General features: G+C 70.6%; 20 protein-coding genes. 3 read left to right on the forward strand and 17 right to left on the reverse strand.

The window, feature by feature from the left end; genetic code table 11:
- Positions 1-16: 16 nt before the first annotated feature.
- From QT196_RS31095 to QT196_RS31160, 15 genes are all read right to left on the reverse strand, one after another.
- Positions 17-787, reverse strand: coding sequence for a sirohydrochlorin chelatase (locus tag QT196_RS31095; protein WP_168482003.1), 771 nt, complete (start codon positions 785-787; stop codon positions 17-19).
- A 2-nt stretch (positions 788-789) separates the two neighbouring features.
- Entirely contained in the window at positions 790-1,698 is a 909-nt protein-coding gene (locus QT196_RS31100; RefSeq protein WP_168482005.1) for an ABC transporter permease, read from the reverse strand.
- Positions 1,685-2,491, reverse strand: coding sequence for an ABC transporter ATP-binding protein (locus QT196_RS31105; RefSeq protein WP_266731804.1), 807 nt, complete (start codon positions 2,489-2,491; stop codon positions 1,685-1,687). Before QT196_RS31105 ends, QT196_RS31100 begins: the two co-directional genes overlap by 14 nt.
- 41 nt (positions 2,492-2,532) lie before the next feature.
- Positions 2,533-3,642: an aliphatic sulfonate ABC transporter substrate-binding protein gene (locus QT196_RS31110; protein WP_168482010.1), complete on the reverse strand. Its 1,110-nt coding sequence runs from the start codon at positions 3,640-3,642 to the stop codon at positions 2,533-2,535.
- Between the two features lie 212 nt (positions 3,643-3,854).
- Positions 3,855-5,210 carry a GTP-binding protein gene (locus QT196_RS31115; RefSeq protein ID WP_290356122.1) on the reverse strand — a complete coding sequence of 452 codons (1,356 nt, stop codon included), beginning with the start codon at positions 5,208-5,210 and terminating at the stop codon, positions 3,855-3,857.
- A 2-nt stretch (positions 5,211-5,212) separates the two neighbouring features.
- A complete protein-coding gene (gene cysD / locus QT196_RS31120; RefSeq protein ID WP_290356123.1) occupies positions 5,213-6,148 on the reverse strand; it encodes a sulfate adenylyltransferase subunit CysD in 936 nt (311 codons plus the stop codon).
- A complete protein-coding gene (cysC, locus tag QT196_RS31125; RefSeq protein WP_085923821.1) occupies positions 6,145-6,678 on the reverse strand; it encodes an adenylyl-sulfate kinase in 534 nt (177 codons plus the stop codon). The genes cysD and cysC overlap by 4 nt, the downstream gene beginning before the upstream one ends.
- A 20-nt stretch (positions 6,679-6,698) precedes the next feature.
- A complete protein-coding gene (locus QT196_RS31130; RefSeq protein ID WP_290356124.1) occupies positions 6,699-7,400 on the reverse strand; it encodes a phosphoadenylyl-sulfate reductase in 702 nt (233 codons plus the stop codon).
- On the reverse strand, positions 7,397-7,585 hold the full coding sequence (locus QT196_RS31135; RefSeq protein ID WP_148591000.1) for a hypothetical protein: 189 nt from the start codon (positions 7,583-7,585) through the stop codon (positions 7,397-7,399). Before QT196_RS31135 ends, QT196_RS31130 begins: the two co-directional genes overlap by 4 nt.
- The gene (locus QT196_RS31140; protein ID WP_168482018.1) at positions 7,582-9,279 is read right to left on the reverse strand and encodes a nitrite/sulfite reductase; all 1,698 of its coding nucleotides are present in this window, start codon (positions 9,277-9,279) and stop codon (positions 7,582-7,584) included. The genes QT196_RS31135 and QT196_RS31140 overlap by 4 nt, the downstream gene beginning before the upstream one ends.
- A gap of 212 nt (positions 9,280-9,491) precedes the next feature.
- Positions 9,492-9,575 carry a putative leader peptide gene (locus QT196_RS39430; protein ID WP_350257049.1) on the reverse strand — a complete coding sequence of 28 codons (84 nt, stop codon included), beginning with the start codon at positions 9,573-9,575 and terminating at the stop codon, positions 9,492-9,494.
- A gap of 92 nt (positions 9,576-9,667) precedes the next feature.
- Complete coding sequence (locus QT196_RS31145) at positions 9,668-10,267, reverse strand: GNAT family N-acetyltransferase (RefSeq protein ID WP_168482021.1); 600 nt, start codon at positions 10,265-10,267, stop codon at positions 9,668-9,670.
- A 155-nt stretch (positions 10,268-10,422) separates the two neighbouring features.
- A complete protein-coding gene (locus QT196_RS31150; RefSeq protein ID WP_168482023.1) occupies positions 10,423-11,112 on the reverse strand; it encodes a class F sortase in 690 nt (229 codons plus the stop codon).
- 297 nt (positions 11,113-11,409) lie between these two features.
- Positions 11,410-11,604, reverse strand: a complete 195-nt coding sequence (locus QT196_RS31155) for a DUF397 domain-containing protein (RefSeq protein ID WP_290356125.1) — start codon at positions 11,602-11,604, stop codon at positions 11,410-11,412.
- Positions 11,601-12,425, reverse strand: a complete 825-nt coding sequence (locus QT196_RS31160; RefSeq protein WP_290356126.1) for a helix-turn-helix transcriptional regulator — start codon at positions 12,423-12,425, stop codon at positions 11,601-11,603. Before QT196_RS31160 ends, QT196_RS31155 begins: the two co-directional genes overlap by 4 nt.
- A 118-nt stretch (positions 12,426-12,543) precedes the next feature.
- Between QT196_RS31160 and QT196_RS31165 the strand changes: the two genes are divergently transcribed.
- The 3 genes from QT196_RS31165 to QT196_RS31180 all read left to right on the forward strand — a co-directional run bounded on the left by QT196_RS31165 (position 12,544) and on the right by QT196_RS31180 (position 15,431).
- On the forward strand, positions 12,544-12,738 hold the full coding sequence (locus QT196_RS31165) for a hypothetical protein (RefSeq protein WP_290356128.1): 195 nt from the start codon (positions 12,544-12,546) through the stop codon (positions 12,736-12,738).
- Positions 12,739-13,750: 1,012 nt separating this feature from the next.
- Positions 13,751-14,629 (forward strand): radical SAM protein, encoded by an 879-nt coding sequence (locus QT196_RS31175; RefSeq protein ID WP_290356129.1) that lies wholly within the window; start codon positions 13,751-13,753, stop codon positions 14,627-14,629.
- Between the two features lie 7 nt (positions 14,630-14,636).
- On the forward strand, positions 14,637-15,431 hold the full coding sequence (locus QT196_RS31180; protein WP_290356130.1) for a hypothetical protein: 795 nt from the start codon (positions 14,637-14,639) through the stop codon (positions 15,429-15,431).
- A 150-nt stretch (positions 15,432-15,581) separates the two neighbouring features.
- On the opposite strand, the gene QT196_RS31185 is transcribed toward QT196_RS31180, so the two are convergent.
- A complete protein-coding gene (locus QT196_RS31185) occupies positions 15,582-16,442 on the reverse strand; it encodes an LLM class flavin-dependent oxidoreductase (RefSeq protein ID WP_266731813.1) in 861 nt (286 codons plus the stop codon).
- Between the two features lie 241 nt (positions 16,443-16,683).
- Positions 16,684-17,973: a GAF domain-containing protein gene (locus QT196_RS31190; protein WP_168482027.1), complete on the reverse strand. Its 1,290-nt coding sequence runs from the start codon at positions 17,971-17,973 to the stop codon at positions 16,684-16,686.
- Between the last annotated feature and the right edge of the window lie 229 nt (positions 17,974-18,202).

Here is an 18,202-nt window from a genome sequence, read left to right on the forward strand (position 1 = left end):
GCGCCCCGGGGGCCTGTCAGGCGCTCAGCGCCGTCAGGTCCCCGCGGGCGTGCGCCAGGACCGCGCCGTCGTAGCGCCGCACCAGCAGCCGGGCCAGTTCGGGCGCCGGGCCGAGGACGGGGGCGAGGAGATCGGCGCGGGCCTCGCGGGCACCGGCCGCGATCCGGTCCGGGAGGAATCCGGGCGCGATGACGTACGGCGCCACGGCCACCCGCCGGACACCCTCGGCCCGCAGCGCCCGCACGGCGTCCGCGGTGCGGGGCAGAGATGCGGAGGCGAACGCAGGTCGCACGGCACACCAGCCAGCGGTGTGCCACCACTCCCGCGCGATTTCAGCGAGCACTGCGCCCGCCTCCGGGTCGGAAGAGCCCGCCGAGGCCAGCACGACCCCGGTCGAGCGGCGGTCACCGGGCCGCAGCCCGGCCTCCGCCAGCCGGCGCTCCAGCGCGGCGGTCAGCAGGGACGACGGGCCCAGTACCTCGGCCTGACGGATGGTCAGCAGCGGCAGCCGCACGGCCGCCTCCCGCAGTACCGCCGGGATATCGGACTTGGCGTGAAAGGCCCGGGTCAGCAGGAGCGGCAGCGCCACCACGTCCCTGACCCCCTCGGCCGACAGGCGCTCCAGCACCCTTGGCACCCGGGGGGCGTTGAAGTCGAGATAGCCGACCTCGACGCGCAGCCCCGGCCGCAGCGCCCGGACCCGCGCACAGAGCGCGGAGACGGTCGCCGCGTGCCGCGGGTCGCGGCTGCCGTGGGCGATGACGAGGAGAGTGGGGCGGGTATCCATGGTCAGCTCTTCACCAGGAGGCCGCGGCTGCGCAGCACCCGGCGTTCGACGGGGGCGAAGATCAGCAGCTCGATGCCGATACCGACGATGAGGATGAGCAGGATCGCGGACAGCACCCAGGACATGTCCTGGAGCTCCCGGCCCTGCTCCAGCAGCTGGCCCAGACCGGTGCCCAGATCGGGCGCGTTCACGATCAGCTCGGCGGCCATCAGGGAACGCCAGGAGAACGCCCAGCCCTGCTTGAGCCCGGCGATGTAGCCGGGCAGCGCGGCCGGCAGCAGCACATGCCGGACCCCGGCGAGGCCGGTGGCGCCGATGGTGCGGCCCGCCCGCAGGTAGAGCGGGGAGATCTGGTCGACGCCCGCCACCAGCCCGTTGGCGATGGACGGGACCGCGCCGAGCAGCACCACCGTGTAGATCGTGGCGTCGCTCAGCCCGAACCAGATGATCGCGGCCGGGACCCAGGCGACCGAGGGCAGCGACTGGAGCCCGCTCAGGATCGGCCCGATCGCGGCCCGGACGGCCTTGACCTGGGCGACGATCAGCCCGAGCGCCGTGCCGAGGACCACGGAGGCCAGAAAGCCGAGGGCGCCGCGGGAGACGCTGGTCCACACGAAGCTCAGCAGCGTGCCCTCCAGCCACTTCTGCTGGAGCGAGCGGCCGACCTCGACGGGGCTCGGCAGCAGGTAGTGCGGCTTGAGCGCGAAGTGGTACGCGAGCTGCCACAGGGCGAGCACGATCGCGATGGCGACCAGCGGGGGGAACGCCTTCGAGGCGGCGGTACGCAGCCACGGCTGCCGGTCGACGACCCGGGATTCCAGGGCGTCGAGCCCGGCCTCCAGACCGGCGATGTCGCCGGAGCCGTCCCCCTCGGCGGTGGTGGCCGGGGCCTTGGTCTCAGTGCTGGCCATGACGGCGGATCTCCCCACGGAGCTGTTCGGTGATCTCGATGGAAAGGTCGGCGACCGCGGCGTCCTCGATACGGCGCGGCTGCGGGATGTCCACCCGCCACTCACGCGCGATCCGGCCCGGACGGGAGGACAGCAGGACCACCCGCTCGGCGAGCCGCACCGCCTCGCGGACGTTGTGGGTGACGAAGAGGACCGAGAGGTTGGTCTCGCGCCAGATCCGGGTCAGCTCGTCGTGCAGCACGTCCCGGGTGATCGCGTCGAGCGCCGCGAACGGTTCGTCCATCAGCAGCAGTTGGCTGTCCTGGGCGAGTGCACGGGCCATCGCGACCCGCTGGCGCATCCCGCCCGACAGCTCGTGCACCCGCTTGCCGTGGGCGCCCTTGAGCCGGACGAGTTCGAGCAGCCGCTCGGCCTCCTCGCGGCGCTCCGCGCGCGGCACCCCGCGCAGCCGCAGCGCCAGCTCGATGTTGCGGCCCGCGGTCAGCCACGGGAACAGCGCGTGCTCCTGGAACATCAGGGCCGGCCGGCCGCCCGGCGTCTCGATGGCGCCGGAGGACGGGGCGTCGAGCCCGGCCACCAGGTTGAGGAGGGTGGACTTGCCGCAGCCCGAGGCCCCCAGGAGGCAGACGAATTCGCCGGGCGCCACGTCGATGCTGATGTCGTCCAGGACATGCTGCTGTGCGCCGGTGCGGCCGAACGACTTCGAGACATGGTCGATGCGGGCCGCGTACGGCACGGTGGTGCCCGTGTCCGCCGTGGCGGGCTGCTGCTTGGTGAGCGTGGTGGTCGTCATCGGTGTCACCTCCTGGGGGAGTGCGGGTGCGGTGGGCGGGGCTACTTGCTGCCGAGTCCGGCGTCGTCGACCGGCTGCTTGCCCTCGGCCCGGAGCACCTTGTTCAGCAGGGTGAGGTCGTAGATGCCCTTGAGGTCGGGCTTCTTGAGCAGGCCCGCCTTGACGCCGTGGTCGGCCTCCTGCTGGAGGGTCGCGGCCAGCGGGTCATCGGTGACATCGACGTTCTTGAACGCCGGGTCGATGACGTTCTGCGGCAGTGCCTTGCCGGCCACGTCCGGGGAGGCGAGCTTGTCGTTGAGGGCCTGCTTCGCCTCGGCCGGGTGCGAGCGGATCCAGGCGTTGGTCTTCACCGAGGCCCGCAGCACCGCTTCGACGGCCTTCGGGTGCTCCTTGAGGAACTTCTGCGAGACGATCATGTTCGTGATGACGAACTTCCCGTCCTTCCACAGCTTCTTCTCGTCCAGGAGCGTCTTGCCGCCCTCGGCGACGAGCTTGGAAGCGGTGGGCTCGGGCACCCAGGCCCCGTCGATGCCGCCCTGCCGGAAGACCGTGGGCGTCACCTTGTTGTCGGTGCGCTGGACGGTGACGTCACCCTTGCCGGTGGTGGCGTCGACCTTGTAACCCTTGCCGGCCAGGTAGTTGAGCAGCGCGACGTCCTGGGTGTTGCCCAGCTGCGGGGTCGCGATCGTCTTGCCCTTGAGGTCGTCGAGACCCTTGACCTTCTTGGGGTTGACCACCAGCGAGACACCGCCGGAGGCCGAGCCGGAAATGATCTTCAGGCTCTTGCCGTGCGACTTGGCGTAGCCGTTGATCGCGGGCGAGGGGCCGATCCAGCCGATGTCGATGGCGCCCGAGTTGAGCGCCTCGATCTCCGCGGGGCCCGCGTTGAAGACGGAGGACTTCACCTCGGTGCCGCCCAGTTCCTTCTGGAACGTGCCGTTCTGGAGGCCCACCAAGGGGGTGGCGTGCGTGGTGTTGCCGAAGTAGCCGATCGTGAGGTGATCGAGCCCGTCGGTCTTCGGGCCCTTGGGCGCGACCTCGGCCGCGGTGTCCTTCTTGGCCTGGGAGCCGTAGCCGCAGGCGCCCAGCGCCCCTATCAGGAGCGGGACGGTGACGGCGGCCGCCAGCAGGCGGTGACGAACGGCAGACACGGGAGGTGGTCCTCTCGGAGGGCCGGGCGGTGCGCGCCCGCTAAGGCGCGCCCGGCGAAGCTGTGGATCTTCGGAAAGGAGGTGCGGGGGATACGGAGCCGGGCATCGTCAGCACACACATCGGCCGACTCCGCCCTGCCCGCTGCCCAGGGCGCCGCTGCCGATCCGGCCGCCCTCCTTCGCGAAGGTCGCGAACATGTCCTGGTGCATGCTCAGAAGTCCCATCCCTCGTCGTCCGCCGTCCCGGCCGCGGCGGTCTCTTCCGCCGCCTCCGCGAAGGCGGTGCCCGCCATGCCCGCGGTCAGCGTCGTCCCGTCGGACGGGTCGATCAGCAGGAAGGAGCCGGTGCGGCGGGAGTCGGCGTAGGCGTCCAGCGCCAGCGGCTCCGCCGTGCGCAGCACGATCCGCCCGATGTCGTTGGCGGCCAGCTCACCGGGCGCCGGGTGCTGGGACAGGTCGTCCAGGGTCAGCCGGGACGGGATGTCCTTGACGATCGCCTTGACCGTACGGGTGGTGTGCTTGAGCAGCACCCGCTGGCCGACGGTCAGCGGACGGTCCGCCACATGGCAGACGGTCGCCTCGATGTCCTGCGAGACGCCCGGCGCGGTGGCCGTCGGGGCGATCAGGTCGCCGCGCGAGACGTCGATGTCGTCGGTGAGCCGGACGGTGACCGACTGCGGCGCCCAGGCGACGTCCACGGCCTGGCCGAGCACGTCGATCGCCTCGATGGTGCTCGTCCGGCCCGAGGGCAGCACGGTGACGGCGTCGCCGACGCGCAGCACACCGGAGGCGATCTGGCCCGCGTAGCCGCGGTAGTCGGGGTGTTCGGCGGTCTGCGGACGGATCACGTACTGCACCGGGAAGCGGCCGGGGTCGTCCGACGGGTCGGCGACGACGGCCACGGTCTCCAGGTGCTCCAGCACGGTCGGGCCGCCGTACCAGTCCATGGTGGCGGACGGTGTCACGACGTTGTCGCCGGCCAGTGCCGAGATCGGGATCGCGGTGATCTCCGGGACGCCCAGCGAGGCCGCGTAGGTCGTGAACTCCTCGGCGATGGCCGCGAAGACGGGCTCGGCGTAGTCGACCAGGTCCATCTTGTTGACGGCCAGGACGACATGCGGGACGCGCAGCAGGGCGGCCACCGCGGCGTGCCGGCGGGTCTGCTCGACGACCCCGTTGCGGGCGTCGACCAGCACCACGGCCAGCTCGGCGGTGGAGGCGCCGGTGACCATGTTGCGGGTGTACTGCACATGCCCGGGGGTGTCCGCCAGGATGAAGCGGCGGCGCGGGGTGGCGAAGTAGCGGTAGGCGACATCGATGGTGATGCCCTGCTCGCGCTCGGCGCGCAGCCCGTCGGTCAGCAGCGCCAGGTCGGGCGTCTCCTGCCCGCGGTTGCGGGAGGCGTGCTCGACGGCCTCCAGCTGGTCGGCGAGCACCGACTTGGAGTCGTGCAGCAGCCGGCCCACCAGGGTGGACTTGCCGTCGTCGACGGATCCGGCGGTGGCGAAACGCAGCAGCGAGGTGGCACCCGCGGCAACGGCGTCGATCGCGCTCGTGGTCGTGCTCATGGTTAGAAGTACCCCTCGCGCTTGCGGTCCTCCATGGCGGCCTCGGACATCTTGTCGTCGGCCCTCGTTGCGCCCCGCTCGGTCAGCCGGGACGCGGCGATCTCCGTGATCACGGCCTCGATGGTGTCCGCGTCGGAGTCGACGGCGCCGGTGCAGGACATGTCGCCGACCGTGCGGTAGCGCACCTGCCGGGTCTCCAGGCTCTCGCCGTCCTTGGGGCCGCCCCACTCACCGGGCGACAGCCACATACCGTTGCGGGCGAAGACCTCACGCTCGTGGGCGTAGTAGATGGCGGGCAGCTCGATCTTCTCGCGGGCTATGTACTGCCACACGTCCAGCTCGGTCCAGTTGGACAGCGGGAAGACCCGGACATGCTCACCGGGGGAGTGCTTGCCGTTGTAGAGCTGCCACAGCTCGGGGCGCTGCCGGCGCGGGTCCCAGCCGCCGAATTCGTCGCGCAGCGAGAACACCCGCTCCTTGGCGCGCGCCTTCTCCTCGTCCCGGCGCCCGCCGCCGAAGACCGCGTCGAAGCGGCCCTTGCCGATGGCGTCCAGCAGCGGGACGGTCTGGAGCGGGTTACGGGTGCCGTCGGGGCGCTCGCGCAGCTCACCGCGGTCGATGAAGTCCTGGACGGAGGCGACGTGCAGCCGCAGTCCGTGCCGCTCCACCGTGCGGTCGCGGTAGTCGAGGACCTCGGGGAAGTTGTGCCCGGTGTCGACGTGCAGCAGCGAGAACGGCACCGCGGCCGGCGCGAACGCCTTCAGCACCAGGTGCAGCATGACGATGGAGTCCTTGCCGCCGGAGAACAGGATCACCGGCCGCTCGAACTCCCCCGCCACCTCACGGAAGATGTGCACCGCCTCGGACTCCAGAGCGTCCAGGTGCGACAGCGCGTAGGGGTTGTCGAGGTCGTCGGTCACGGCAGCGGTGGTGGTCATGCCAGTCCCCTTTCGGTGAGCAGCGTGTGCAGCGCCGCCGCGGACTCCTGCACGGTCTGGGTGTGCGACTCCAGGCGCAGATCGGGCGACTCGGGAGCCTCGTACGGGTCGTCCACGCCGGTGAGCCCGGAGATCTCGCCCGCCGCCTGCTTGGCGTACAGGCCCTTCACATCCCGCTCGGAGCACACCTCGACGGGCGTGGCCACATGCACCTCCAGGTAGGCGGTGCCCTCGCTCTGGTGGCGCTTGCGCACCGCCTCGCGGCTCTCCGTGTACGGCGCGATCACCGGCACCAGCGCCTTGACGCCGTTGCTCGCCAGCAGTTCGGCCACGAAACCGATGCGCTGGACGTTGGTGTGCCGGTCCGCGCGGCTGAAGCCCAGGCCCGCGGACAGGAACTCGCGGATCTCGTCACCGTCGAGCACCTCGACCCGGTGGCCCTCGCCGCGCAGCCGGCCGGCCAGCTCGTGCGCGAGGGTCGTCTTGCCCGCGCTCGGCAGACCGGTCAGCCAGATCGTGGCGCCCGTCATGGATATCTCCTGATGCTCGGTCATCCGTGCAGCCCGCACTCGGTCTTGTTGCTGCCGGCCCAGCGGCCGGCCCTGGCGTCCTCGCCCTCCAGCACCCGCCGGGTGCAGGGCGCGCAGCCGACGGAGGCGTAGCCGTCCGTCAGCAGCGGGTTGGTGAGCACCCCGTGCTCGGCCACGTACGCGTCCACGTCGGCCTGCGTCCAGCGGGCGATCGGCGACACCTTGACCTTCTGCCGCTTCGGGTCCCAGCCGACGACCGGGGTGTTCGCCCGGGTCGTCGACTCGTCCCGGCGCAGGCCCGTGGCCCAGGCGTCGTACCCGGCCAGGCCCTCTTCGAGGGGCTTGACCTTGCGCAGCGCGCAGCACAGGTCGGGGTCGCGGTCGTGCAGCTTCGGGCCGTACTCGGCGTCCTGCTCGGCCACCGTCTGCACCGGGGTCAGGGTGAGCAGGTTGACGTCCATCACCTCGGCCACCGCATCGCGGGTCCCGAGGGTCTCGGGGAAGTGGTAGCCGGTGTCGAGGAAGACCACGTCCACGCCGGGGAACGCCCGCGAGGCCAGATGCGCGACGACCGCGTCCTCCATCGAGGAGGTGACGCAGAAGCGCGGACCGAAGGTCTCGGCGGCCCACGTGAGGATCGCCAGTGCGGGCGCGTCCTCCAGGTCACGGCCCGCCTGCTCGGCGAGCTGCTTCAGGTCGGCTGCGGTGGTAGCGGTGGTCACGACTCACCTCCGTCGGGTGCGGCAGGGGACTTGCCGGTCAGCCCCTGGGCCAGCAGGCCCAGGAACTTCAGCCGGAACGCACGGCTGCAGGACCGGCATTCCCAGGCTCCATGGCCTTCTTCGGAAGGCTGGAGATCCTCGTCCCCGCAGTACGGGCAGTAGAACGGCGCCGCTCGCTCACTCACTTGAGGGCACCCTCTTCCGCCCGGGCCGCCCAGGTGGCGAACCGCTCGCCCTCCTCGCGCTGTGCCTCGAAGTTGCGCAGCACCCGCTCGACGTAGTCGGGGAGTTCATCGGCGGTGACCTTCAGACCGCGGACCTTGCGGCCGAAGCCGGCCTCCAGGCCCAGCGCGCCGCCCAGGTGCACCTGGTAGCCCTCGACCTGGTTGCCGTCGTCGTCCAGGACCAGCTGGCCCTTGAGACCGATGTCCGCGACCTGGATACGGGCGCAGGCGTTCGGGCAGCCGTTGAGGTTGATGGTGACCGGCTCCTGGAAGTCCGGCATCCGCCGCTCCAGCTCGTCGATCAGCGAGGCGCCGCGGCCCTTGGTCTCGACGATGGCGAGCTTGCAGAACTCGATGCCGGTGCAGGCCATCGTGCCGCGCCGGAACGGCGAGGGGGTGACCTGGAAGTCCAGCGCCTCCAGCCCGGCGACCAGCGAGTCGACCTGGTCCTGCGTCACATCGAGGATCAGCATCTTCTGCTCGACGGTGGTACGCAGGCGGTCCGAGCCGTGCGCGGCGGCCAGTTCGGCGATCTTGGTGAGGGTGGTGCCGTCGACCCGGCCGACGCGCGGCGCGAAGCCCACGTAGAAGCGGCCGTCCTGCTGCTGGTGCACCCCGATGTGGTCACGCCACTTGGATGCCGGCTCCTCGGGCGCGGGGCCGTCGGCCAGCTTGCGCTGGAGGTACTCGTCCTCCAGCACCTGGCGGAACTTCTCCGGGCCCCAGTCGGCCATCAGGAACTTCAGCCGGGCGCGGGTGCGCAGCCGGCGGTAGCCGTAGTCACGGAAGATGCCGACGACACCGGCCCAGACGTCCGCGACCTCGTCCAGCGGCACCCAGGTGCCCAGGCGCTGGGCGAGCTTGGGGTTGGTGGACAGTCCGCCGCCGACCCAGAGGTCGAAGCCGGGGCCGTGCTCGGGGTGGACGACGCCGACGAAGGCCACGTCGTTGATCTCGTGGACCACGTCCTGGAGGGGCGAGCCGGAGACCGCGGTCTTGAACTTGCGGGGCAGGTTGGAGAATTCCTTGCTGCCGATGTAGCGGTCGTGGATCTCGTCGACGGCCGGGGTGCCGTCGATGATCTCGTCCGCCGCGATACCGGCCACCGGGGAACCGATGATCACGCGCGGGCAGTCACCGCACGCCTCGGTCGTGGAGAGCCCGACGGCCTCCAGCTTCTCCCAGATGGCGGGGACGTCCTCGATACGGATCCAGTGCAGCTGGATGTTCTGCCGGTCGGTGATGTCCGCGGTGCCGCGGGCGTACTCCTCGGAGACCTCGCCGATGGCGCGCAGCTGGGCCACGGACAGCCGTCCGCCGTCGATGCGCACCCGCAGCATGAAGTGCTTGTCGTCCAGCTCCTCGGGCTCCAGGATCGCGGTCTTGCCGCCGTCGATCCCGGGCTTGCGCTGGGTGTACAGCCCCCACCAACGCATCCGCCCGCGCAGGTCGTTGGGGTCGATCGAGTCGAAACCGGCCTTGGAGTAGATCGTCTCAATGCGTGTCCGCACATTGAGACCGTCATCGTCCTTCTTGAACTGCTCATTGCCGTTGAGCGGCGTGAAGTGGCCAACGGCCCACTGGCCCTCACCGCGGTGGCGTCCGGCCTTGCGGCGGGTCGTGGCAGCTGCGGGGACTTCGGAGGAGGCGGCCATGGGTGTACGTCCTTCTGGGCGGGCTCAAGGGATCGGGACCGGTCGCCGGGCACCACGACGACCTGCGCAGACACACCGAAAGGCGGCGCGTGGCAACGCGTCGGGGAGGTCTGCGGGTCAAGGGGTGCCGGCGCGTCCGCGACGATGGGGACGGCGAGAAATGCGGTGCTGCTGGGTGCTGCCCGGGGCCGAAGGCCCTGGTGGATGCGACCTCAGCCCGCCCGACAAATGGCGCTGGACATGCGGCCGAGGTCGACGTGCCGCCGACTCACCAAGGCAATTCCAGCTCGAGACATGACGGAAGCCTGGCACGCCGCTCTCCGGCCAGTCCACCGTTATCCAGAATTTGGACACCTCTGTCCCGCATCGCGAGACAGTGTGTTGTCGGTCACTCCCCGGCGGGCGCACCGGTCGTGAGCGGACCCGCGCCGGGCCAGGGTCCGGGGGCGGCCGTCTCGGGCTCCTCGTCGACCGTGGTCTCGTACAGCCGGAAGCCGCGCCGCTGGTAGTTGGCCATGGCATGCGGGCCGTCCAGGCTGCAGGTGTGCACCCACACCCGCTTGGTCGGTGCCCGCCCCGGCCACCGGTCGGCCAGGTCCCAGGCCCGCTCGATCCCGTACGCGAGCAGATGTCCGCCGATCCGGCGCCCCCGGAACGCCGGAAGGAGTCCGAAGTAGGTGATCTCCACGGAGCCGTCCGCCGCGCCCGTCAGCTCGATGAACCCGGCGGGCGTACCGCGCTCGTACGCCACCCAGGTCTCCACCCCCGGCTGTCCGAGGAACTCCGCCCACTGGGTGTACGGCCAGGTCAGCCGGTCGGTCCAGGTGATGTCCCCGCCGACCGCCGTATAGAGGAAGCGGCTGAATTCGGGCGACGGCACCTCGGAGCGGGCGATCCGGACGCCCTGCTCGGCCGGCGGCTCCTGGGCGGGGGACGCGTCGGCGGGCGAGGTCTGTTCGAGGTGCCAGGTGGTGACCGTGAGGCTCATGGGGCCAGGACATCACACCGGGCCCGGGGCGGGTGCCGGTCCGGCGAGGGGAAGTGCGGGGCCGGACGGGCGGCGGCGGACCGTCCCGGATCGTGAGACGCCGGTTCACTTCGTGGGGTGTGGCCGGGCCGCCGGGCTTCCTCCGCCCCCCGGGGTCACCGACCAGGCGGGTCTCCCTGGCCGGATCCCGTCATCCGGGCGAAGACCACCACATTGCCCGCGTAACCGGAGCCCGCCGCATACGGGCCGCCGCAGGTCAGGACCCGCAGCTCGGGGCGTCCGGTGGTGCCGTAAACCTTCCGGGAGGGGAACTTCCGCTTGTCGAAGACCTGGATGCCGTAGACCTCGAAGACCGCGGTCCGGCCGTCCTCGCGGGTCACCCGGATCGTCCGGCCCTTCTCCAGGGCGCCCAGCCCGTAGAAGACCGCGGGCCCGCTGCGGCTGTCGACGTGGCCGACGAGGACGGCGGTGCCGTTCTCCCCCGGGGTCGGGGCGTTCGCGTACCAGCCCGCCAGCCCGGGCTCCCCGGCCGGCGGCGCCGTGATGCGGCCGTCCCCGTCCAGGCCCAGCGGCATCAGCGGAGCCGACACATCCAGCGACGGAATCGCCACCCGGGCGGGGGCGGAACGGGGCAGCGGCGGCGGTGCGGGCCCGTCGGGCGGGAGGTCACCGGGGAAGAGCGCCGAACCGGCTCCGGGCTGCGGCGGCCCCGCCGTCTCCCCGGTCAGGCCCTGCCGCACCATGCCGAGGCCGACGAGAGCGACCAGCGCCAGCACGCCCCACCGGGGCCGGTGCGGGGCCGCCGGATTCCCGGGCGCCGCGTCCGGCGGGCCTGGCGGGCTCATCACTCACCTCCCATGGCCGCGTGCCCGGGAGGTGTGCGGCCCGCAGTCGGCACGCTAGGCGGTCCCCGGCCCGCCAGCGACAGCAGTCGGCCGAACGGGTGGCGGCGCCGGAGGCCGTGGAGCCCGCCGGCTCATCCCTGCCCGCTCACATCATCGCCTTCTGGGCAGCCGTCGACATCATCATGGTCGGAACCTGGGCCGTCGTACGGCTCGCCCGGGGCCGGTAAAGCCGCGGTGCGGAACAAGCGCGCCCCTAGCCATGTGGCTCAGGGGGCGTCTCTCGTGCGTCTGTGCTTGTCAGACGGCTGTTTCCTTCGCGAAGTCGGTGAACGCCGACCATGCCGCAGGGCTGACAGCGAGAACCGGACCACGACAATCCTGCTTGGTGTCCCTCACACGCACAGCGGTCGGATCGTTGTCGGCAACCTCGATGCAGTTGTCGGGGTTCGCCGAGCTGTAGCTGCTCTTGTGCCAGTTCGGCTGGTCGCTCATTGGTACTTCTCCTCCAGAACCCTGCGGATCAAGGCGGCCGACGCGTCGTGGCTGATCGCGTTGCCGTGCAGGCGATCGTAGAGCACCGTGTACGGGATCGCGTCCTCTCCCTCGTGCAGGGTACCGCCGCGCATACCCTCCAAGTAAGCGAGTTGTTCGCCACTCGTCATGCCCAGGACGGTCAGTGAACCACCCAGTGCGGCGGGCACGGTTGCCTCGTACGGAAGCACCTGGATGTGGATGTGTGGGCTGGTGCCGGCTTCCAAGAGGAACTCAAGCTGCTCCCGCATGACGTGCCGATCGCCGATGACGTGGTGCAGCGCGGACTCGTCCAGAATGGCCCACATCCACGGTGGCTTGGCCCGTCGCAATATCTCCTGTCGATCCAATCGGTCCTGAACGACCTCATCCAAGTCGCGTGAGTAGAAGATTCGCTGGCCTGACGCCAACATGGCGCGGGCGTAGCCAGGAGTCTGAAGCAGGCCGGGAACGACCTGCGAGAACTCGTGGATCTTTGCGGCCTTGGCCTGTCGAGCCAAGAACACCTCGGCCCAGCTCGCGAACGTGGATCGCCCGACCAGTGGGAGCAACTCCATCAGGGAGCCACCCGCCTCCAGCGTGTCGTCCAGCCGCTGGCACAGCTCGGCGTTCGGCGGGTCGGTGGCCAGCTCTACCTGGGCGATCCGGGTAGTCGAACTGAAGACCTTCCCGGCCAGGGTCTCTTGAGACCAGCCCTTACGTTTGCGCAGCTCACGCACTTTCGAACCCAGCAGCTCAGCGACACCAGCCGTTGGGTCCAGTTCTTTAGGCGGTCGTCCCATGCCTCCCCCTGGGGTTTTTCAGTCGTCCCGAATTGAAATTGCCACTCCTTGTGAGCGGACGGTCACGCGGCAAGTCTAGGGGCGGTGAGGGGGGTTGGACCGCTTGGAAGGAACGACGATGACTTACCGTCAAGGCGCCTACGTGTGGGACGAGGCCCGCGCCAAGGTCGGCGTGGTGATGGACGAGCGCTGGGGTGAGGTGCAGCTTCGTCCGGTCGGTGGCGGCACGGAGTGGTCGGCCCAGAGGCGGGCGCTCCGGCTGGCGACCAGGGACGAGAAGGCCGCGGCCGGCGTCTACGCCAAGTCCACATGACTCGGCTTCTCGTCCGCTGCGACCTGTGCGTCGCCCTGAACCGGGGCCGGAGTCGCGCATGGGGCGCAGGCGATAACGAGTTGGCCGCGGCCTGCACGGACGCGTTGCGGTGGCACCACGTCGATGCCCACACGCACGGAGAACGTGAGCATCCACCGCTCGTCGCCACCCGTGACGGAATCATCCACATCCCGGCCACTGAGCAAGTGCCGGCGTGCCCGGATTCGTGCGCCATCTGCGCGGGGAAGGGACGCACCGTATTCGAGGAATCCGCCCATGTGGCCTTTGCCTGACCATCTGTTTCCTGGCCCTCGTCAAAGGCGTTGCCCGGCCAGGAAATCGCTGCGGCCCAGCCGGGCCGAAGTGCAGATGTTCACCTACCACCAAGTTGAGGTCTGTGAGCCCGAACAGAAGTGGGTGCGTTGCGAGCTGAGGCACCGGCACAAGGGGCTCCACTACGCGCACGTGGAGACGGAGGGCAGGACGCTCTGGTGGAAGCGTCGGCACAAGAGGAAATAGACGCCCCGGCCCGGCCACACGACATCCCCCGTGTAGTGGTCTGGGCCGGGGAGCCCCGCACCGCCGGCAACGCCACCCGCCGGGGTGTGGAAGGGGTCGCCTGGGCGCACACCCCGCCGCGTCCAGGCGACCTGCACGAAAACGAAGTGCGAGACCCGAGTGGAGAGTTACCGGCCTTGGCGAAACCGCTGACGCTGACGAGGCGCCTTCGAGCGCCCACCGTGCCGGGCGGCATCTGAGTCTCCCGACCTGGACGAAGCCTTGGCGTGCGCCGTCGCGCTCTCGAACCTGCACGACGCTGGATGGGCACACGGCGATGTACAGCCGAATCACTTCATCATCGGGCCCGACGGCACGGAAACAGCGCGCTCACGGACTGGGGAGTGTCCAAGGGCAGCCAGCGAGACGTCACCACAGACCCCCGTCCCGGCTCCTGTTGAGGCACGGCCGGGGACGGGTAGCACCAGGCAGTGCACGATCCGACGAGAGGGTCATGACTGTGACAACAACCACCGAGACCATCACCGCCGAGCAGACCCGCACGCGGCTGTTATGGCTGGACCTGACACGCAAGTGCCAACTCCGGTGCACCCACTGCTACAACGCTTCGGGGCCTGAAGGCACCCACGGGACAATGACCCGCGAGGACTGGCTCAACGTCCTGGACCAGGCCGTGGCTTACGGCGTGCGCAACATCCAGTTCATCGGCGGCGAGCCGACCATGCACCCGAACTTCGCGGACCTGGTCGACCACGCCCTGACTATCGGCCTGGATGTCGAGGTCTACAGCAACCTCGTACACGTCTCGAACGAGTGCTGGGAGGTGTTCCAGCGCAAGGGACTCACCCTCGCCACCTCGTACTACTCGGACCAGGCCGAGCAGCACGACGCAGTGACCAGCCGCCGGACTCACGCCCGGACCAGGACGAACATCGAACGGGCGGTAGGGCTGGGTATCCCACTGCGTGTGGGGATCATCGACGGTGGCAAAGCGCAGCGTGTCGCCGAAGCGCGAAGTGACCTTGAGGGCTTGGGGGTGACCAGGATCGGCGTCGATCACGTCCGGCTCTTCGGGCGAGGCGCGCAGGAGCAGGCTCCGGACATGGCGAACCTCTGCGGCCGGTGCGGTACTGGGCGGGCGGCCATCAGCCCCACCGGGGACGTCTCCCCGTGCGTCTTCTCCGGCTGGATGGGTGTCGGAAACGTCAAGACGTCCCCGCTGGCCACTATCCTCAGCGGCGCCGATATGAAACGGGCCAACACCTCCATCCGAGCCGCAACCATGGGTGGCGGCGATGACGATGACGACGGTGGCAACGATGACGAGTGCAGCCCGGGTTTCCCGGGCAGTGAATGCACCCCGAGGAACTGAAGGGCTCATGAGTCGCAACGCCCCCGGGTCGGAGTTCTGGACCCTGATCCACCCGCACACAGGAGACTTGGCGGACTTCCGTCCCACCTCGCGTGGGTTCAGCTCGGATGTCACGGCCCTGATCGAGTGCGAGAAGGGGCGGTTCTTCGTCAAGGCCGTACACAACCGGTCTGGAGGCCGGCGCGACTCCATCATCCGGGAAAGACTGATCAACTCTGCTGTATATCCGGTCTCCCCGGCTCTGCGATGGCACGTGGAGGACGACGCATGGGTCGCGCTCGGCTTTGAATGGGTCGAAGGGCGGGCTTCCGACTTCGCGCCGGACTCGGCCGACCTCCCCGTGGTTGTAGACATCCTCAACCGGATCGGGGAACTGGACCTACCCGAGGTTGCCCGAGTCTGGCCGGAGACCCGCTGGAACCGCTTCGCCGAGGATGAGGCGCAGGCCGCACTCCTTCAAGGCGAAGCGCTGCTCTACACCGACATCCACCCGAGCAATCTACTGATCGGAGATCAGAACACGTGGGCGGTTGACTGGTCGTGGCCTACCCACGGAGCGGCATTCATCGACCCGGCCTGCTTGGTTGTGCAACTGATCGCGACGGGACACAGCGCTGAGTCCGCCGAGTCATGGGCCTCCGGTTGCTCAGCCTGGGCAGAGGCGGACCCGCGGGCAATTGATGCCTTCGCTGCCGCTGCCTTGCGGATGAATCGTGTATTCGCCGAACGCAAACCTGATGCGTCCTGGCTCCGTGCGATGGCGGACGCAGCACAGGCGTGGCTGGACCACCGCACACGATAGGGCCACGTGGCTGTCCTGCCAGACGGAGCCGCCAGGAACGCAAATACGTGCCCCTATCCAAGCCAGCCGAGTGCGGCCCTGCCGCCGGGCGGCGCCCCCTTGGAGGGCGCCGCCCGCCGAACGGCCCCGAACAGTGCCCGGCCGGTCGGGCTACTCGCCGTGGAACACCGCCCCCGCCAGCCGCTCGACCTGGTCCGGGTCCGGGGACCAGCAATAGAGCATCACCTCGTCCGCGCCGATCGCCCGGAACGCGGCCACCGCCTCACGGATCTGGTCCCCCGAGGTGAGCAGACCGTTCACCACGTGGTCGGTGTAGCTGTGCGGTGCGTAGTAGGCGCGCAGTTCCGCGCGGGCGCGGTCGAGGGTCGACTGCGGGCCGAGCGCGGCATTGACCTGGGCCACCAGCCGCGGCCGGCCCGTACGGCCGGCCCGGTCCCAGGCATCCTCCACCTGACGGAACAGTCCGTCCATGTGGCCGGGCGGCAGTGCGGCGCCGAGAAAGCCGTCGCCGAAGCGGGCCACGCGCTCCATCACGGCGGGCACGAAACCGCCGAACAGCACCTCGGGCCCGCCGGGCCGCGCCGGGGCGGGGCCGATCGGGCCGACGTCCGCGGAGAGCGGCTCACCGGACCAGAGGCGCCGCAGCGTCGCCATCTGCGTATCGAGCTGGCGGCCGCGGGTGCGGAGGTCGACGCCGGCGGCCAGATAGTCGTCCTCGCGGCCGCCGATACCGATGCCGAGGGTGAAGCGGGAGCCGGACAGCAGATCGAGGGTGGCGGCCTGCTTGGCGAGCAGCGCCGTGCGGTGCAGCGGGGCGAGCAGCACCTCGGTCTGGAGCCGGATCCGGGAGGTGGCGCCGGCCAAGGCGGCCAGCGTGATCAGGGGTTCGGGGTTGTCGAACACCAGCCGGTCGAGGAGGGCGACGGTGCTGAACGGGGTGGCTTCGGCGCGCCGGGCCCAGCTCAGCAGCTGGGTGGGGTCGCCGATGGGAAGGCCAAGGCCTACGGACATGGTGGGTGTCCTCCAGAAGGGCATGCGGGCATGCGTGAGCACGGATTGTCGTGTCGCCCGCTCGTTCGGCTCCGCGCGTGCGATACGCGCGGGCTGCTCCCGTTCTGCGACGGCCTTCTGGAGAGCTGATTCAGAGCGCCGTCACCTTACGAGAGGGCGGCACGGCACCGCATCCGGTTTTTCCGTCCGGCCGGTCGGGCGCTCTTTCGGCCCCGCCAACCACCTCTGCCCGGCGCTCCCGTCAGCCCCGGCGCGCCGCCGCCACCGCGGGCGCCAGCGACTGCGGGAGCAGATGCACGGGCTGTGGCGGCAGCCGGAGCTCCACCTCCACCCCGTCGGCGAAGCGGTAGGGCCGGTGCGCCAGCACGCTCGCGAGATGGCGGCGCAGCCGGGACAGTTCGGCGCGTACCGTGACCGTGCGGCTGTCGTCGCCGAACAGGTCCCGGGCGAGTTCGGCGGCGCTGCGCCCCTGCGGATGCGCGGCGAGCACGAACAGCAGCTCGGCATGGCGCGGGGTCAGCTCGTGCGACCAGCTGCCGGCCGGTCCGCTGACGGTGACCGTCGAGCCGTCCCGGCCGCTGACGTCCAGCACCACCCGGCTGGGCCCGGTGTCCCGCTCCCGCTGCCCGATACGGATCAGCCAGCCGCCGGGCAGCGGCTCCAGGGCGCACATGCCGTAGCGCGGCAGCCACAACGGCCCCACCTCGGGCGACTTGGGCAGCGCCACCCGGTCCGGCGGGGTCAGGCCCGTCACCCCCACCACCCAGCCGTGCGGGTCGACTGCCAGCGCCCGTCCGCCGATCCGTGCCAGCACCGGCGCCGCGCTGGACCGCAGCCGCTCCAGGGTGAGGTGATGGCGGGTGCGCAGCTCGCCCTCGGCGAGCCGGGCGACCGCGGACACCAGCGAGAGCGTGGTGGGGTGGAAGCCGGGCGCCGGGCCGCTGACGTCCACCGTGCCCAACAGCCGCCCGTCCCGCGGGTCGTGGAGCGGCGCCGCGGCACAGGTCCACTGGTGGTGGCTGCGGACGAAGTGCTCCGCCGAGTGCACCAGCACCGGCCGGCGGGCGACCAGGGCGGTGCCGATGGCGTTGGTGCCGACGACGCCCTCCCGCCAGTCGGCGCCCTTGTCGAAGCCCAGCCGGTCGGCCATCCGGCGGACCGGCGCGCTGCCCTCCCGCCACAGCACCCGGCCCTCGGCGTCGGTGACCACCATGATCTGCTGCGCGGCATCGGCGGCCGCCAGCAGCCCCTCGTTCAGCACCGGCAGCACCGGGCTCAGCCGGGATATCTGCCGGCGGTGCTCCAATTCCGCGACGGGCAGCGGGGTTTGCTGCTGTTCCCCGTCCGGGTCCACGCCCGAGACCCGCGCCCGGCGCCAGGACTCACCGATGACCGCGCGGGGCGCGTCGGACGGGGCGTCGGACGGTGTCTCGCCCGCGAGCACGGCCTCCCGGACCGTGGCGAGGCGGTGGGCGGCCACACGGATGTCCTGGGCCGACCAGATGGCACTGTCGATCGGTCTGTCGCTCACGCTGCTCTCCGTTGCGCACTGTCCCCGTGCTGCCCGCCGTGCCGTCACCAGGCCGTCCTGGAAGGGCCATTGTTCAGGTCCGGACCGGCGCACTGCAACGGACTGCAACCGTTGTGGCCTATGACGCGTTCCCGGGAATCTTGGCGGAGCGGCCGATGGTGCCCCGCCTTCGCGGGTTCGCCGGACACCCGTCGGGGAACCACCGGTGAGGGCCGGGGATGCCATCGGC

It is taken from the genome of Streptomyces sp. P9-2B-2 (assembly GCF_030406865.1).
In the GTDB taxonomy this organism is placed as follows: domain Bacteria; phylum Actinomycetota; class Actinomycetes; order Streptomycetales; family Streptomycetaceae; genus Streptomyces; species Streptomyces platensis.

Bases quoted from the DNA above. Each gene is read 5' to 3' on its own strand.
- QT196_RS31095 (WP_168482003.1), bottom strand. From the start codon at position 787: ATGGATACCCGCCCCACTCTCCTCGTCATCGCCCACGGCAGCCGCGAC.
- QT196_RS31100 (WP_168482005.1), bottom strand. From the start codon at position 1,698: ATGGCCAGCACTGAGACCAAGGCCCCGGCCACCACCGCCGAGGGGGAC.
- QT196_RS31105 (WP_266731804.1), bottom strand. From the start codon at position 2,491: ATGACGACCACCACGCTCACCAAGCAGCAGCCCGCCACGGCGGACACG.
- QT196_RS31115 (WP_290356122.1), bottom strand. From the start codon at position 5,210: ATGAGCACGACCACGAGCGCGATCGACGCCGTTGCCGCGGGTGCCACC.
- cysD (WP_290356123.1), bottom strand. From the start codon at position 6,148: ATGACCACCACCGCTGCCGTGACCGACGACCTCGACAACCCCTACGCG.
- cysC (WP_085923821.1), bottom strand. From the start codon at position 6,678: ATGACGGGCGCCACGATCTGGCTGACCGGTCTGCCGAGCGCGGGCAAG.
- QT196_RS31140 (WP_168482018.1), bottom strand. From the start codon at position 9,279: ATGGCCGCCTCCTCCGAAGTCCCCGCAGCTGCCACGACCCGCCGCAAG.
- QT196_RS39430 (WP_350257049.1), bottom strand. From the start codon at position 9,575: ATGTCTCGAGCTGGAATTGCCTTGGTGAGTCGGCGGCACGTCGACCTC.
- QT196_RS31145 (WP_168482021.1), bottom strand. From the start codon at position 10,267: ATGAGCCTCACGGTCACCACCTGGCACCTCGAACAGACCTCGCCCGCC.
- QT196_RS31150 (WP_168482023.1), bottom strand. From the start codon at position 11,112: ATGAGCCCGCCAGGCCCGCCGGACGCGGCGCCCGGGAATCCGGCGGCC.
- QT196_RS31155 (WP_290356125.1), bottom strand. From the start codon at position 11,604: ATGAGCGACCAGCCGAACTGGCACAAGAGCAGCTACAGCTCGGCGAAC.
- QT196_RS31160 (WP_290356126.1), bottom strand. From the start codon at position 12,425: ATGGGACGACCGCCTAAAGAACTGGACCCAACGGCTGGTGTCGCTGAG.
- QT196_RS31165 (WP_290356128.1), top strand. From the start codon at position 12,544: ATGACTTACCGTCAAGGCGCCTACGTGTGGGACGAGGCCCGCGCCAAG.
- QT196_RS31175 (WP_290356129.1), top strand. From the start codon at position 13,751: ATGACTGTGACAACAACCACCGAGACCATCACCGCCGAGCAGACCCGC.
- QT196_RS31180 (WP_290356130.1), top strand. From the start codon at position 14,637: ATGAGTCGCAACGCCCCCGGGTCGGAGTTCTGGACCCTGATCCACCCG.
- QT196_RS31185 (WP_266731813.1), bottom strand. From the start codon at position 16,442: ATGTCCGTAGGCCTTGGCCTTCCCATCGGCGACCCCACCCAGCTGCTG.